Annotated in this window: 12 protein-coding genes; 9 read left to right on the top strand and 3 right to left on the bottom strand. The window is 49.0% G+C overall.

The features are described 5' to 3' along the window. The first annotated feature begins 137 nt into the window (after nucleotides 1-137). The 5 genes from K7B07_RS04055 to K7B07_RS04035 all read left to right on the top strand — a co-directional run bounded on the left by K7B07_RS04055 (nucleotide 138) and on the right by K7B07_RS04035 (nucleotide 8,261). Nucleotides 138-2,912: a glycoside hydrolase family 2 protein gene (locus tag K7B07_RS04055; protein ID WP_223707702.1), complete on the top strand. Its 2,775-nt coding sequence runs from the start codon at nucleotides 138-140 to the stop codon at nucleotides 2,910-2,912. Further along, nucleotides 2,909-5,632: an alpha-L-rhamnosidase gene (locus K7B07_RS04050; protein ID WP_223707701.1), complete on the top strand. Its 2,724-nt coding sequence runs from the start codon at nucleotides 2,909-2,911 to the stop codon at nucleotides 5,630-5,632. Before K7B07_RS04055 ends, K7B07_RS04050 begins: the two co-directional genes overlap by 4 nt. A 10-nt stretch (nucleotides 5,633-5,642) precedes the next feature. After that, nucleotides 5,643-6,290 (top strand): DUF3826 domain-containing protein, encoded by a 648-nt coding sequence (locus K7B07_RS04045; RefSeq protein ID WP_223707700.1) that lies wholly within the window; start codon nucleotides 5,643-5,645, stop codon nucleotides 6,288-6,290. A gap of 178 nt (nucleotides 6,291-6,468) precedes the next feature. Then, nucleotides 6,469-7,590, top strand: coding sequence for a sialidase family protein (locus K7B07_RS04040; protein WP_223707699.1), 1,122 nt, complete (start codon nucleotides 6,469-6,471; stop codon nucleotides 7,588-7,590). A gap of 245 nt (nucleotides 7,591-7,835) precedes the next feature. Beyond that, complete coding sequence (locus K7B07_RS04035; protein ID WP_223707698.1) at nucleotides 7,836-8,261, top strand: hypothetical protein; 426 nt, start codon at nucleotides 7,836-7,838, stop codon at nucleotides 8,259-8,261. A gap of 32 nt (nucleotides 8,262-8,293) precedes the next feature. Here K7B07_RS04035 and tnpA read toward each other — a convergent pair whose 3' ends face one another. Both tnpA and K7B07_RS04025 read right to left on the bottom strand, forming a co-directional pair. Continuing rightward, nucleotides 8,294-8,755 (bottom strand): IS200/IS605 family transposase, encoded by a 462-nt coding sequence (gene tnpA / locus K7B07_RS04030; RefSeq protein WP_223707697.1) that lies wholly within the window; start codon nucleotides 8,753-8,755, stop codon nucleotides 8,294-8,296. 116 nt (nucleotides 8,756-8,871) lie between these two features. Continuing rightward, complete coding sequence (locus tag K7B07_RS04025) at nucleotides 8,872-9,279, bottom strand: helix-turn-helix domain-containing protein (RefSeq protein ID WP_223707696.1); 408 nt, start codon at nucleotides 9,277-9,279, stop codon at nucleotides 8,872-8,874. A 760-nt stretch (nucleotides 9,280-10,039) separates the two neighbouring features. Between K7B07_RS04025 and K7B07_RS04020 the strand changes: the two genes are divergently transcribed. The 4 genes from K7B07_RS04020 (at nucleotide 10,040) to K7B07_RS04005 (ending at nucleotide 14,850) form a co-directional block, all read left to right on the top strand. Next, nucleotides 10,040-10,981, top strand: a complete 942-nt coding sequence (locus K7B07_RS04020; protein WP_223707695.1) for a dihydrodipicolinate synthase family protein — start codon at nucleotides 10,040-10,042, stop codon at nucleotides 10,979-10,981. Nucleotides 10,982-11,058: 77 nt separating this feature from the next. Continuing rightward, nucleotides 11,059-12,456, top strand: coding sequence for an alpha/beta hydrolase family protein (locus tag K7B07_RS04015; protein WP_223707694.1), 1,398 nt, complete (start codon nucleotides 11,059-11,061; stop codon nucleotides 12,454-12,456). 176 nt (nucleotides 12,457-12,632) lie between these two features. Beyond that, nucleotides 12,633-13,502, top strand: coding sequence for a sugar phosphate isomerase/epimerase family protein (locus K7B07_RS04010; protein ID WP_223707693.1), 870 nt, complete (start codon nucleotides 12,633-12,635; stop codon nucleotides 13,500-13,502). Nucleotides 13,503-13,692: 190 nt separating this feature from the next. Continuing rightward, complete coding sequence (locus K7B07_RS04005) at nucleotides 13,693-14,850, top strand: alpha-hydroxy acid oxidase (protein WP_223707692.1); 1,158 nt, start codon at nucleotides 13,693-13,695, stop codon at nucleotides 14,848-14,850. Nucleotides 14,851-15,071: 221 nt separating this feature from the next. On the opposite strand, the gene K7B07_RS04000 is transcribed toward K7B07_RS04005, so the two are convergent. After that, complete coding sequence (locus K7B07_RS04000) at nucleotides 15,072-15,542, bottom strand: hypothetical protein (protein WP_223707690.1); 471 nt, start codon at nucleotides 15,540-15,542, stop codon at nucleotides 15,072-15,074. Nucleotides 15,543-15,883 lie beyond the last annotated feature (341 nt).

The following is a 15,883-nucleotide window of genomic DNA, read 5'->3' as shown; positions in this document are numbered from 1 at the left end:
GGCAGTGCTGCACTGGCCGGGAGGCCACGGCAAGATGATGCCCGGGAATATAAAGACAAAAGCCGGGATATGCACTGCCGTTGCAGTGAGTGACACAAGGAAGCCGATAGCAGCACTGCCGATGACAAAATAAAAACATGCGCAGACTTATTTATATATTTTTCTTATTCCTCTTTGTGAGCGCCAATGCCCAGCAAACGGAAGTGCAATACCTCTCCGGTAAAGGCAGCGATGATAGGGTGCAATGGGATTTTTATTGCACCGGCGGAATGAATGCCAATAAATGGACGACCATTGGAGTGCCCTCCTGCTGGGAGTTACAGGGCTTTGGGAACTACAATTACGGCTTTGCCAAAGACAGTGCTAAGGGAAAAGAACAAGGCTTGTACAAACACCGCTTTACTGTTCCTGCGGATTGGAAAGCTAAAATGGTGAACATTGTTTTTGAAGGCGTGATGACGGATGCCGAGGTAAAAGTAAACGGAAAGACGGCCGGGCCCTTGCACCAGGGCGCCTTTTATGCATTCCGGTATGATATCAGTAAGCTATTGAAATATGGAAAAGAAAACCTGCTGGAAGTAACGGTGGCTAAGCATTCGGCTAATAAATCGGTGAATGCAGCTGAGCGCGAGGGCGACTTCTGGATCTTTGGCGGTATCTTTCGCCCGGTATGGCTGGAAGCGTTGCCACAGCAGCATATCAGCCATGTATCCATCAATGCGGGAGCGGATGGGTTGTTCACTACCGTGATCAATACCAATGCATCCAAACAGGCGCTGGTGAGGGTCGAGTTCTACAATAGAGAAGGAGAAAAACTGCCTGATAACATACCCGGCACTTTTGATCTGCAAAAGGATACCCTTTTTGTAAAGGGCAAGGCAAATGCTGTTAAGCCATGGACACCGGAAACACCGGAATTGTATACCGCCGTTTTTACCTTGTATAAAAATAACCAACCGGTTCACCAGGTATCCCAAAAATTTGGTTTCCGTACAGTGGAGCTCCGCAAGCGGGATGGGATTTATGTAAATGGGGTGAAGGTAAAATTCAAAGGCATCAACCGGCATTCCTTCCGGCCGGAAACAGGGCGCACATTGAGTAAGCAGAACAGTATTGAAGATGTATTACTGATAAAAGAAATGAACATGAATGCCGTACGGATGAGTCATTACCCGCCGGATGATCATTTTCTGGATGTATGCGATTCACTGGGATTGTTCGTGATGGATGAGCTGGCCGGCTGGCACGGTCATTATGATACGCCTGCCGGAACAAAGCTGCTGAAGGAGATGATCGGTCATGATATCAATCATCCTTCGATCGTACTCTGGTCGAACGGCAATGAGGGCGGACATAATATTGATCTCGATTCGCTGTTTACGGAGTTTGACCCGCAACAACGGCCGGTGGTGCATCCCTGGCAATTGTTCAACGGTATCGAAACACAGCATTACCGGCAATACAATTACGGGATCGGCAATTATGATAACGGGCATGATATTGTACTGCCCACCGAATTTTTGCATGGACAATACGATGGCGGGCACGGTGCGGGGCTGGAAGACTACTGGGATAAAATGTGGCGGGATCCGCTGCATGCCGGAGGCTTCTTATGGGATTTTGCTGACCAGGCGGTGGTGCGGAAAGACCTGAATGATTCGCTGGATACCGATAAGCACCGGGGTGCGGATGGCATTCTGGGACCGCATCATGAAAAGGAAGGCAGTTTTTATGCCGTGAAGCAGATCTGGAGTCCGGTATATTTTGAGCGAAGGGAGATGACCCCGGATTTTGATGGCCGGTTAACGATAGAGAACCGCTACCTGTATACCAACCTGGATCAATGTAGTTTTAGCTGGGAACTGAAACGGTTTGGCCACACTACCCTAACGAATAAAAAAGGAGGAGCTGCTGCGCCATCCATTGCTCCGGGTGCCAAAGGGCTGCTGGAGCTGAAGCTGCCTGAAGACTGGAACACCTATGATGCATTGTACGTAACGGTTAAGGACCGGAACCAAATGGAGCTTTTTACCTGGAGTTTTCCGATCAGTCTGCCCGGTAAGAAGGCTGCCGAAATCGTAAAGAAAGCGGGAACAGGCGCCGTACAAATCAACACTATGGATTCGTTGTATCAGATCCGGGTAAAAGAATTGCAGATCAGCATCAGTAAAAATACGGGGCTGCTGGTGTCCGTAAAAAATGGGAACCGGAGCATACCGCTTACGAACGGACCGCGTATCCAGGAAGGCATTACCAACTTCAAAAACTTTTCGCACCGCTTTGAGGGAAAGAACCTCATTATTGAATCGGCATTTGATAAAAAAGAAAGCTTCAATACGTTGCAGTGGACCATTTATCCCAGTGGCTGGGTGCGGATGGACGTGCATTATTTTCCGCTGGCATTGCATACCAACATGCTGGGCGTGAATTTTGATTACCCGGAATCGCAGATGCGCTCGGTAACCTATATGGGTAACGGCCCTTACCGGGTCTGGAAGAACCGGATGAAGGGCACTGCTTTTGGTGTCTGGAACAAACAATATAATAATACGGAAACCGGTGAACAATGGGTATATCCTGAGTTTAAAGGGTATTATTCCAATTTTTACGGGGGATACTTTAATGGATCGGATCAGCGCTTTGCCGTAGCTACGGAAACAGAAGGTTTGTTTTTGCGGTTGTTCTCCGCAGCGCCAAAGACCGACCCCTGGCATAATTATGAACCGCTTTTTCCGGATGGTGCTATTTCGTTTATGCAGGCGATCCCTGCAATTGGGAATAAAACACAGACCAGCGAAACGACGGGTCCAATGGGTCAGAAGAATATATTTTATGATTATGAGAAAGATCCCGGCAGGGCGTTGAAAATGGTATTGTATTTTGATTTTTCATCAAACCCGGAAGCCAAATGAAGCGGTGGCAGATGATCATCGGATTATTAATGGTGCTGCCGGCGGCAGTACAGGCGCAACTGGCGGTGCAGGCGCTTAAGTGCGAGCAGCTGAAAAGTCCGGTTGGTATCGATGTTCTGCAACCGCGGCTGAGCTGGCAATTAAAAAGTGATCGGAAGAATGTAATACAAACCGCCTACAGGATCTGGGTGGCTTCCTCAAAAGCCTTGCTGGATGCGGGTACACCGGATCTCTGGAACAGCAGCAAGGTTGCTTCGGACCAGTCGGTACTTGTGGCCTATAACGGGAAACCGCTTACCACCAATGGCAGCTGTTTCTGGAAAGTACAGGTGTTTTCCAATAAGAACGACAGTGCATGGAGCACTACGGATCAATGGAGCATGGGATTGTTGCACCCTGGTGACTGGAAGGCAAAGTGGATCGGCTACGACCAGGCATCGCCCTGGGATAGTGTTACACAATGGTCGCGACTATCTGCAAGATATTTCCGGAAAGGATTCACGGTACAGCAAAAGATAAAAACGGCCGTACTGCACATTGCCGGTCTGGGTTTGTATGAATGCTACCTGAACGGGAAAAAGATCGGCGACCAGGTGCTGGCGCCCGTGCCTACGGATTACCGGAAGTCGGTACTGTATAACAGCTTTGATGTATCTGCCGGTCTGACCGGCGGAAAGAATGCCCTTGGTGTGGTGCTGGGCAATGGCCGTTTCTTTACCATGCGGCAAAATTACAAGCCCAAAAAGATCAACACGTTTGGTTATCCAAAACTATTGCTGCAACTGGACATTACGTATGCCGACGGAAGCCGGGAACAGATGCGTTCGGATGACACCTGGAAATTTACGGCAGATGGTCCCATCCGCACCAATAATGAATACGACGGGGAGGAATACGATGCCACCAGAGAATTTCCGGGATGGACAACCGCGTCCTTTAATGATTCAGAATGGGGCAGCCCACAACTGGTAGCCGCACCGGAAGGAACACTGCGGGCGCAGCTGACGCCGGGTATGCGGGTCATGGATTCCATTCGACCGGAAAAGATCAGCCGTTTAAGGGATAGCGTTTATATCCTCGATCTTGGTCAGAACTTTGCGGGGTGGCTGCGTATGAAAGTAAAGGGCATGCGCGGACAAAAAGTAACATTGCGTTTTGCAGAGAGTCTGCAACCGGATGGCTCCCTGTATACGGCCAACCTGCGGGATGCACGGGTCACCGATATTTATACCTTAAAGGGCGGTGATGAAGAGCAATGGCAGCCTTCTTTTGTGTATCATGGATTCCGTTATGTGGAAATTACCGGGTATCCCGGTGTTCCTGCAATGGATGATTTTACCGGATTGCTGGTGTATGATCAGATGACGACAACCGGTAAACTGGAAACCTCCAATGCCACGCTGAACCAGGTATTGAAAAATGCCTGGTGGGGCATTGCCTCCAATTATAAGGGGATGCCGGTGGATTGTCCGCAGCGCAATGAGCGACAGCCCTGGCTGGGCGATCGTACCCAGGGAGCGTTGGGCGAAAGTTATTTGTTTAATAATGCCACCTTATATGCCAAATGGCTGGATGATATCCGCGAGTCGCAGACGGAAGAAGGCGCCATCCCGGATGTAGCGCCGGCCTTCTGGAATTATTACAGCGATAATGTTACCTGGCCTGCGGCCTATATACTGGTGGCGGATATGCTGTACCGCCAATATGGCGACCGAGAGGCGATCGTGAAGCATTACCCTTCAATGAAAAAATGGCTGGATTATATGCAGCGCAAGTACATGAAGGGGGAGCTGATCACAAAGGATAAATACGGCGACTGGTGTGTGCCACCGGAAAGCCTGGAGCTGATCCGCTCGAAAGACCCGTTGCGGAATACCGATGGAACGCTGATGGCTACGGCCTATTATTATCATTTATTACAAACGATGAAACGCTTTGCAGCGCTCGCCGGCAGGTCCGGGGATATCGCGGGCTATAACCAGCAGGCAGCACGCATAAAAACAGCATTTAATAAAACATTCTTAAAGAACGGCGACCATTATGATAACAATACGGTAACCGCCAACCTGCTGCCGCTGTATTTTGGAATGGTGCCGGAGGACCGTATAACAAACGTCAGCGCACAGCTGATACAGAAGCTGCAACAGGATGGCATGCACATCAGTACCGGGGTGATCGGCACACAGTGGCTGATGCGCGGACTGACGAAGTATGGTTTCCCCGATGCAGCGTTTACATTGGCCACGAATACCACCTATCCCAGCTGGGGTTATATGGCGGAGCAGGGGGCTACTACCATCTGGGAGCTATGGAATGGAAACACGGCCAACCCGCAGATGAACTCGCAGAATCATGTCATGCTGCTGGGCGACCTGATCACCTGGAGTTTTGAAAGCCTGGCGGGCATCCGGACAGATCCGGAGACCGTCGCTTATAAAAAGATACGGATGCAACCGGTCTTTGTAAAAGGTCTGAATATGGTGAATGCTTCTTATGAATCGCCTTACGGATTGATCAAAAGCTCCTGGAAGCGGGAAGCCAATATAATCAATTGGGAAATTGAAATACCTGCCAATACAACGGCGGACATAAACATTCCATCGGATAAGATAACGGTACCGGGTCAGCCATTAAAAAAGGTAACAGATCTGAAGCGCCACTCAACCCATCTTGAACTGGGAAGCGGCCGGTATTCTTTTAAAATAATTATGGATCATTAAAAACCAGGAGATGAAAAAGATTCTAGGATTTTGTTTGTTGTTATGGTTGTTTAATCCTGTAAATGCGCAGGATACGGGTGCGGCGGATGAATTGCAGCAAAAGGCGCAACGATGGGTGGAAGGGCTGAAGCTGAACGACCCGGCTAAGGTTACGAAGGTTGAACAGGCAATAGCGACGCATCTTACAGCGGTAAGGGACTGGCACAACAGCCATCCGTTTACACAGGTTCCGGCGGGGCTAAACCCGGCTACCGGAAATAAATTGTCGGACCTCGACCGGCAGCTGATCGTATGTTCATCGAAGCCGGCAGCGATTCATACAGCGCTCATGCAGGTGCTAAATGCAGAATTGAATTCGGAACAGGTGGCTTTTATTCTCGATCAATACACGATCGGTAAAGTAGCATTTACCTTAAAAGGCTATGAAGCCATTGTGCCCGACCTGACGGAAAAGGAACGTGCAGAGATCCGCAAAAACCTGGAACAGGCACGTGAACAGGCGATCGACTATAAAAATATGAAAGAGATATCGGCAATCTTTGAGATCTATAAAACAAAATGTGAACAGTACCTCAATAACAACGGAAGAAACTGGAGGCAGTTGTTTAAGAATTATGTGGATAAGGTAAAGGCCGAAAAGGAAAAGAAAAAAAGTTGAGCTTTGTGAACGGGAAGCATTTTTGTCATGCTGAGCCTGACGAAGTATGACGGGCGAATCATATTTTTTACAGCGCCCTGATGCCATTTGCACTGCAGCACAAGTGTGCGACGCAAGTAAAGCCGCCACGGGCACTTTTGCCGGGCTAAAAATAATAACGGATAAAGAACCAATAACAATGATAAAAAAAGTAAACCTGTTGACCATTTGTTTGCTGTTGGTAACGGCGCTGGTTACAGCACAGACCAACCGCTGGAAACAAGGCATGCTGGTGGATGAATTTATTTATGATACGGCATCCTTTCCGCAGGCGCATGCTTCTACTATTGCCGAAACACCTGACGGGCTGATCGCTGCCTGGTTTGGCGGTACAAAGGAAGGGAATAAGGATGTCTGTATCTGGATGAGCCATTTGGTTAACAACAAATGGACGGCACCGGAAATGGTGGCCGATGGTGTGTTGAACGATTCCACCCGCTATGCCTGTTATAACCCGGTGTTATATTACGCGCCTACGGGCGAGCTGTTATTGTTTTACAAAATAGGGCCCAATGTAGCCGGGTGGACGGGCTGGCTGAAGCGCTCCCGTGATCATGGTAAAACCTGGAGTCAGCGGGAGGTCCTGCCGGAAGGCTTCCTGGGGCCGATCAAGAATAAACCCGAGCTGATCAACGGCGTTTTGATCTGCCCTTCGAGTACCGAACAGAACGGTTGGAAAGTGCATTTTGAATATACTAAAGACTGGGGCCGCACCTGGACCAAATCAGCACCCATCAATGATGGCGTGCAGTTCTCGGCCATACAACCTTCTATCTTAAAATATAAGAACGGAGATCTGCAGGTTGTAGGTCGCACGCGCAATACAGTGATCTATCAAAGCCGGAGTAAGGACAACGGAATAACCTGGTCGCCGATGTCTGCATTGGATCTACCCAACAACAATTCCGGTACGGATGCCGTTACGTTAAAGGATGGCCGGCAGTTGCTGGTATACAACCATGTGCTGCCGGACTCTAGCTGGAAGAAGGGAAAGGGACCGCGTACACCCTTGAATGTGGCGCTTTCAAAAGATGGGAAAAACTGGATGGCCGCCCTGGTGCTGGAAGACTCGCCCATCAGTCAGTATTCCTATCCCTCCGTGATCCAGAGTAAGGATGGTATGGTGCATATTGTATACACCTGGCGCCGGCAGAAAATAAAATATGTAAAGATCGATCCGTCAAAACTGAAACTGAGCCCTATAAAGCATAAGCGCTGGCCGGGCGCCATCAGTGCGAAGGGGGTGGTGACGGATGATTAAAGTACTATGCGCCGAGCTTACGGCTCTCTGCCCGATGATACTCCGCATACTGCGAACTGAAGTTCGCGGTTGGTAACTGGCCGGGGCGATGCCTCTGGCGTACTCTCAGAGAAAGCCTAAGGCCATCGGCCTGACCTATCTTCCAACTCCGGAATTTTATTCCGGAGACGGAACCCACTAACGGAGCGTTGAGTGCCATAGGCACGATCTGTCCACACGAAACAGTCATCGTAACACAAACCATCATGCTAACCAGGGCTATAGCTCATAAAGCAGCAAAGGCCATCGACCTGACCTATCTTCCAACTCCGGATCCGAACGTTCGGATTATTCCGCAGACGAAACCCACTAACGGAGCGCTGAGTGCCGTAGGCGCGGTCTGTCCACTCGGAACTATCCTCCTAACACAAACCATCCAGCTAACCGGAACTATAGCTCACAAAGCAGCAAAGGCCATCGGCCTGACCCATCTTTCAACCCCGGAATTTATTCCGGTGACGGAACCTGCTAACGGAACGCTGAGTGCTGTAGGCACGATCTGTCCACACGTAACAGTCATCGTAACACACCCCATCATGCTACCCGGGGCAATAGCTCATAAAGCAGCAAAGGCCATCGGCCTGACCCATCTTCCATCTCCGGAATTTTATTCTGGTGACGGAACCCACTAACGGAGCACTGAGTGCCGTAGGCACGATCCATATTACAACAACTCATGGAAAAGATACTCATCATCGTAACTGATCTCGAATTCTTTGAGTAGTTCCAGGTACTCTGCCAGGAATGTTCTTTTCTGGTGGTGCGCTTCCTGGTTTTGTACATACCGGTAGATCATGTCCACATCCCGCTGGTTGTACGAGAAGACGCCGTAGCCCCGTTGCCATTCAAAGCGTTCCCGGGTAAGACGATGATCATTGATGTACTTGGAAGATTTCGCTTTCACCGTCTTCATCAGTTCCGATATGGAAATGACCGGACTAAGTTTGAAAAAGCAATGCATGTGATCCTCCATACCATTTACAATAAGGGTTCTACTGTTGGTTCCGTTAATCAGGTTGCCGATGACGGCCTGTACCTGTTCCCGCCAGGATGCGTGGAGGACGGCAGCGCGATACTTCACCGCAAAAACTGCCTGAATGTATACTTGTTGGTAGGTGTTTGCCATAGGTTTTTCATTTTATAAAGGTTGCGTGTTTGCAATGTATACAGCGACTGTGGCCAATGCTATTTTCTCAGGCAAAAGATTCAGGTTCGTTCTTGATGACTGACCGGCAACCGCTTTTACTTCTTTTCCAATAACTTCTCCAGCCTTGCCATCATTTCATCCTTTTCCTTCAGCATTCGTTCATAAAGAGCAATTTTTTCTTCATGTAATTGAATAAGTTTGTCGATAGGATGAAATGTTGGGTTATGATTAATGCCATTCAAAATAGAACCATTATCAAATGTATTCGCGATGATATTAACAGCCATATCTTCATCAAAATTCCGAATTGCTTCTGCAGGTATTTTTAGTGCCGTGGAAATTTGTTGCAACAATACCGGATCAATGGTTTCTTTTTGTTCCAGTAAGGAGATTTTTTGCTGGTTCCAGTCATCGCCCAGCTCAAAAGCCAGCGCATCCTGTTTGATACCCAGCATTTCGCGGAAGCGTTTTACGTTTCGTCCTTCATGTACCTTCTTGTCCATAACATTAGTATTTACCATTGGTTCAAATTTAGCGTTTTTCTTTAGGATTTACCAGGTATAAAGTTAGGTAAAATACATAATATAATTGTATAATACCTGATTTGCTTGCATAGAGTTCATTTCGGAAGTAAATCTCATAAGAAGCATCGGTTGCTGTGGCCCGTTACCTCTGCTTGGGATAGAGCTATGCCGGATGTGCCGAGCCTACGGCTCTCTGCTCAGTGATACTCTGCTATACTGCGAACTGAAGTTCGCCGTTGATGACTGGCCGAGGCGATGCCTCTTACCCGCAACACAGAAGGCCCTTGGCCTGATCCTTCTTTTAACACCGGAATTTATTCCGGAGACAAAGCCTGCTAACGGAAGTCTGGAGTGCTGTAGGCACGGTTTGTCTGTGTGAAGTTGCTCTGCAGTCGACTACCCGGCTGATGGTCGGGCTATACTTCATGAGTTGCTATGTGCCGATCCTACAGCCCTCTGCTTGGGGATACTCAGCTATACTGCGAACTTCAGTTCGGAGTTGGTGATTTGGCTGCGGCGACGCCTTTTGTCCCCAACACAGAAGGCCCTCGGCCTGCCCCATCTCCCAACCCCGGAATTCATTCCGGGGGCTGAGCCCACCGGGCGAGCGCCGAGTGCCATCGGCACGGTCCATCTGCTCGCCCTCAAAAAATAACAAAATCCTACATCTGGTTAGTAGTATCCTACAGTCTATACATAAAAAAATATACAAACTTTATCGGTCTCAAAAAATGGATCCATGAAAGCGATTGCAGGAAAGTTTGTACCGGTAATGATCACGCCCTTCAACCTGAAAGCCGGTATCGATTATGACGCGGTAACGGAGCTGGTGGCGTTCTACCTGGAAGCCGGGGTAGAAGGCTTTTTCGCCAACTGCCTCAGCAGCGAAATGTTCAGCATTACAGAAGAAGAACGGCTGGCACTCACACAGCATGTGGTCAAATGTGTCAACGGACGCGTACCGGTGGTGGCTACCGGTTCCTTCGGACTTACGGTGGAAGATAAGGCACTCTTTACAAAAAAAATCTACGATACAGGTGTGGACGCGGTTATTATGATCAGCGGCCATTTTGCAAAAGTAGAAGAAGACGATGCGGTATTGCTGCGCAATTTTGAAAAACTGTTTGCGCTTACCGGTGATATCCCTTTAGGCATTTATGAATGCCCGGCACCTTACAAACGTATCCTGGGCGCGGATGTTTTTAAGCAGCTCTTACAGTCCAACCGGTTGGTCTATCACAAGGATACGTCCATCACGCATGAAAATGTAAAAGCCAAGCTGGATGTGCTAAAAGCGGCCGGCAGTACGCTTGAGTTTTATGATGCGCATACGCCCAATGCCTTGTTCAGTATGCAACAGGGCGCCGTGGGCATGTCGTCCATATCCGGAAATTTTTATCCCGAGGTGCTGGTGTGGATGGTGAAAAATGCTAGCAATCCGGAGCAACAGGAACTGGCAAAATGGTTGCAGGAGGAGCTGACCAGTGTAGATCCCATGATCCACCAGGCCTATCCCATGAGCGCCAAATATTTTCTGGAAAAACGCGGACTGCCGGTGCGTACCATCAGCAGAGCCTATGCTTTGCATCTTACTCCGGAGCAGAAAAAGCAAGTAGATGCGCTGTACGACCGGTTCCTGGGCTGGTGCAGCCGGTTAGGAATTCAGCCCGTGGGGGTATAATTTGCCGCGGTACCTGTCCGCACGTACCGCTTTATGATTAAATTTATTATTATTTCACCAGCTTCAGTACTACTATTATGCTTTACTTGCGTCGCACTCTTGTACTTTGGGTAACGCTGCTCGGCTTTTTTGCCGGGGCACAGGAAAACACGGATAACCGTTATGCCGAGCCGTTAGATCAGGTATTGAAGCATATTGAAACCCGCTATGGCATTGCCATCCGTTATCCGGATTCATTGGTAAAAGGAAAGATGCTCAACTATGCCCGTTGGCGTTTTCGTCCGGATGTGGAGGAAACGTTGAAGGACGTGCTGGCTCCCTTTGATCTGAAAGCAAAAAAAGACGGCGACAAAAAATATAAGATCGGAGATTACGAATATTATCGCTGGGCAGTGGAAGATGGCTGGGCCGAGCTGGATCGGATTGCGGCACAGTATAAAAATACAACGGAATGGGAGGCACGAAAAAAAGAATTAAAACAATGCATTCTTGAAAAATTGCAGCTGGCAAAATTACCATCCTGGCCCATCAGCAAGCCCATCATCACCCCGTTAAGAAAATACAACGGCTATTCCGTTGAGAATATTGCGCTGGAAATACTGCCCGGAGTCTGGATCAATGGATCCCTGTATAAACCTGCAAACTATAAAGGAAAGATCCCGGTGATCCTGAACCCGGATGGTCACTGGCCGCAGCAGCGGTACCGTGCCGATTGCCAGCTGCGTTGCGCGGCTCTTGCAAAGATGGGCGCCATGGCCTTTAGCTACGACCTGTTTGCTTGGGGTGAATCCTTATTGCAATTCAGGTCCCAAGATCATCGCCGGAGTCTCGCCATGACCATACAGGCATTGGGTGCTATCCGCATCCTGGATTATCTGTTAGCATTAAAAGATGCAGATACCAGCCGGGTGGGTATTACAGGCGGCTCTGGTGGCGGAAGTCATACGGTTCTGATGACGGCCATTGATGATCGCATAAAAGTGTCTGCTCCGGTAGTTTCGCTTTCATCTTATTTCTATGGCGGCTGCCCTTGCGAAAGCGGTATGGACATTCATAGTTGCGGAGGTGGTACCGATAACGTAGAGATCGCTGCCATGGCCGCACCGCGTCCGCAACTGGTGGTAAGTGATGGAGGCGATTGGACGGATAAAATGCCCGAACATGATTTTCCTTACCTGCAGAAAATGTACAGCTGGTATGGAAAGAAAGCCGATGTACAGAACGTACATCTGCCCGCGGAAAAGCACGACTTCGGTATTAACAAGCGGACTGCAGTATATCATTTTATGGCGCAATACCTGGGACTGAATATTAAAGCCATTGAAAATAAACAGGGGTGGATTGATGAATCAAAAATCACGATCGAAGAAGAAAATAAAATGTATGTCTTTGGTGATCATGGCGAACGATTACCGGCGCATGCGGTAAAAGGATTTGATAACCTGTCAGCCATTTTTGAAGCAGCAATAAAATAGTTCGTTACATGATTTAATGCAAGAGGCATCGCCTCGGCTTATTATTTCAGCAACGAACTTCAGTTCGTTGCTGAAGTGGCGACAACAAAGGCAGAGAGCCATAGGCTCGGTTCGTAAGCTGGTAACTATTCAAAATGTCTCCGTCTTGAACAAATGTTGCATAAAACTTACCGGAAATGAAAAAAATACTCTTATATCTCTTTATCCTTGCATTACCATTTGCCGGTATGGCCCAAAAATCTCAACGTTACAAAATCGCATTGATCGACCTGATGCTGCTGAAGCGCCAGAAGCTCAGCGCGCTGCCGCTCGCAAAGGAGCTGAGCGCGGATGGGATTGAGATCGATATGGGCGGACTGGGCAACCGGGAGACTTTTGATAACAAACTGGCAATCGATTCCGTAAGAACGCAATACCTTCAGAAAGCAAAAGAGCTGAACCTGGAAATTCCCTCCCTTGCTATGACGGGGTATTATGCACAATCCTTCTGCGGCCGGGAGCAGTATAAAAAATCAATTGCCGATTGTATCGCCACTATGAAGCAAATGAATGTTAAGACGGCTTTTCTGCCCCTGGGTATACAATGTGATCTGAAGAAGAATCCCGAAAAACGACCGTCAGTAGTAGCCCGTTTAAAGGAGGCGGGTAAGATGGCACAGGATGCCGGGGTGGTGATTGCGATAGAAACGGCGCTATCGGCAAAAGAGGAAGTAGCGCTGCTGAAAGAGATCGGCTCGCCGGCCATCAGGATCTATTTTAATTTCTCTAATCCATTAAAGGAAGGCCGGGGTCTGTTTAAAGAACTTCGCATATTGGGCGCTAAGAACATCGCCATGATCCATTGCACCAATAAGGACAGCGTATGGTTGCAGAACGATCCGCAGCTGGATCTTTACAGGGTGAAAAAGACCTTGGATCAAATGAGATGGAGTGGCTGGCTAGTGGTAGAGCGGTCCCGCGATGCACAACATCCCCGGGATGTAAAGTATAATTACGGCGCCAATGTGGCGTATCTTAAAAAAGTATTCCAGGGGCAGGAAAAATAAGAGGAGCGTCTCCCAGGTCGCCCGTCACCCAACCCAGGATGTAGTCAACACCCCCTCCAATAAACCATTTTTACCAATTATAAAACAATTTATTCACGAAAGGCCGCTACCGGATGGCACAGGATAGGGATTTGGATTTTATTTGCTAATCTTGCTGTTTTGACAAACGGTTTTCTTTGCGAACAGAATTATGAGTACAAATTTACTGCAGTATAACTCCCAATATCCTTCCGTAGCGGATCTGAAAAGAAAGGCAAAAAAGCGCATCCCGAAATTTGCGTTCGACTACCTGGAAGGTGGGTGTAACGACGAACTGAATGTATGGCGGAACGAGGAAGATTTTAAACAGATCTTCCTGATGCCTCAGTACCTGAAAAAACATAATGGTGTGGATATGCGTACCGAGTTATTCGGACATACGTATGACGCTCCTTTTGGTATTGCACCTGTGGGGCTGCAGGGGCTGATGTGGCCCAATGCCCCGGAGATCCTGGCCAGGGCGGCATTAAAGCATAACATCCCTTATATTTTAAGTACGGTTTCAACCAGCAGCATTGAGCGTATTGCGGAAGTTACGGAAAGTAAATTCTGGTTCCAGTTGTATCATCCTACCGAAAATGAATTGCGGGATGATCTCCTGCGCCGGCTGGGAGCGGTGAACTGTCCGGTCCTGGTGGTGCTCATCGATGTACCTTCTTTCGGGTTGCGGTATCGCGAAATAAAAGCCGGACTTTCCATGCCGCCCAAAAATACGATCAGCAATTTTGTCCAGGCCGCCATGCATCCCGTGTGGGGACTGGAAACCCTCCGGGTTGGTATTCCTTCCTTTGCCACGTTAAAGCCCTATATGAAAAAGGGAATGGATATGAAGAAGCTGGGGAAATTTATGAATGCTACATTCACGGGCCGGGTTGATGCGGATAAAGTGGCGGCCATCAGGGAAAAATGGAAAGGGAAACTGGTGGTAAAGGGAGTGGTAAGTGAGCAGGATGCGGAGTTGTGCGCAAAGATCGGGGTGGATGGGATCATTGTTTCCAACCACGGTGGCCGCCAGATCGATGCAGGGGAATCGACCATTCGTCCGCTGAAAGGACTGGCTGAAAAGTATAAAGACAAATACAAGGTGATGATCGACAGCGGTCTTCGCTCGGGCCCGGATATTGGCCGGTCGCTGGCCTGCGGTGCCGATTTTACCTTTATGGGCCGGCCTTTTATGTATGGGGTGGGTGCGCTGGGCAAAGCCGGTGGCGATCATACCATTGCAATGTTTAAAGCGCAGCTGAAACAGGTAATGGAACAGCTTTGCTGCGAAACCATCCACGATTTTCCGGCAGCGCTGATACAGTGATATGCTAGCGCTCCCGAATAGCGGGCTATGCTAACCGTTTTTTTTAATATGCATCGTGCCTACGGCACTCAGCACTCCGTTAGCAGGTTTTGTCACCGGAATAAATTCCGGTGTTGAAAGACAGATCAGGCCATTGGCCTTTAGCTTTCTCAGCATATTACCAGAGGCATCGCCTCGACCAGTCATCAACTGCGAACTTCAGTTCGCAGTATAGCAGAGTATCACGGAGCAGAGAGCCGTAAGCTCGGCGCATAGCCCCCATGAAGTATGGCCCGCTCATCAGCCGGATAATCGGCTATCGAGCGGTCACATAGGCAGGCCGTGCCTACGGCACTCAGCGCTCCGTTAGGAGGTTCCGTCTCCGGAATAAATTCCGGAGTTGGGAGATGGGTCAGGCCGATGGCCTTTACTGTTTTGTGAGCTATAGTTCTGGTTAGCATGATGGTTTGTGTTACGATGACTGTTTCGTGTGGACAGACCGTGCCTACAGCACTCAGCGCTCCGTTAGTGGGTACCGTCATCGGAATGATCCGAACCTTCGGATTCGGAGTTGGAAGATGGGTCAGGCCAATGGCCTTTGCTACTTTATGAGCTATGGTCCCGGTTAGCTGGATGGTTTGTGTTGGGAGGACAGTTCCGAGTGGACAAGCCGTGCCTATGGCATTCAGCGCTCCGTTAGTGGGTTCCGTCACCGGAATAAATTCCGGAGTTGAAAGATGGGTCAGGCCAATGGCCTTGAGCTATCTGAGAGCGCACGCCAGAGGCATAGCCTCGGCCAGTCACGAACTGTGAACTTCAGTTCGCAGTATAGCCAAGCAACATCGAGCAGAGAGCCATAGGCTCGACGCATAGCAACTCATAAAGTATAGCCTGCCCCTCAGCCGGTTAATCGGCTACCGAGCGGCTTCACGCAGACAGACCGTGCCTACGGCACTCAGCGCTCCGTTAGTGTGTTCCGTCTCCGGAATTCCGGAGTTGAAAGATGGTTCAGGCCGATGGCCTTTGCTGTTTTGTGAGCTATAGTTCAGGTTAG

The organism is Niabella beijingensis (assembly GCF_020034665.1).
GTDB classification, from domain to species: domain Bacteria; phylum Bacteroidota; class Bacteroidia; order Chitinophagales; family Chitinophagaceae; genus Niabella; species Niabella beijingensis.
Note: the sequence above shows the minus strand (reverse complement) of the source record. Positions and strands in the feature narration are given on the sequence as shown.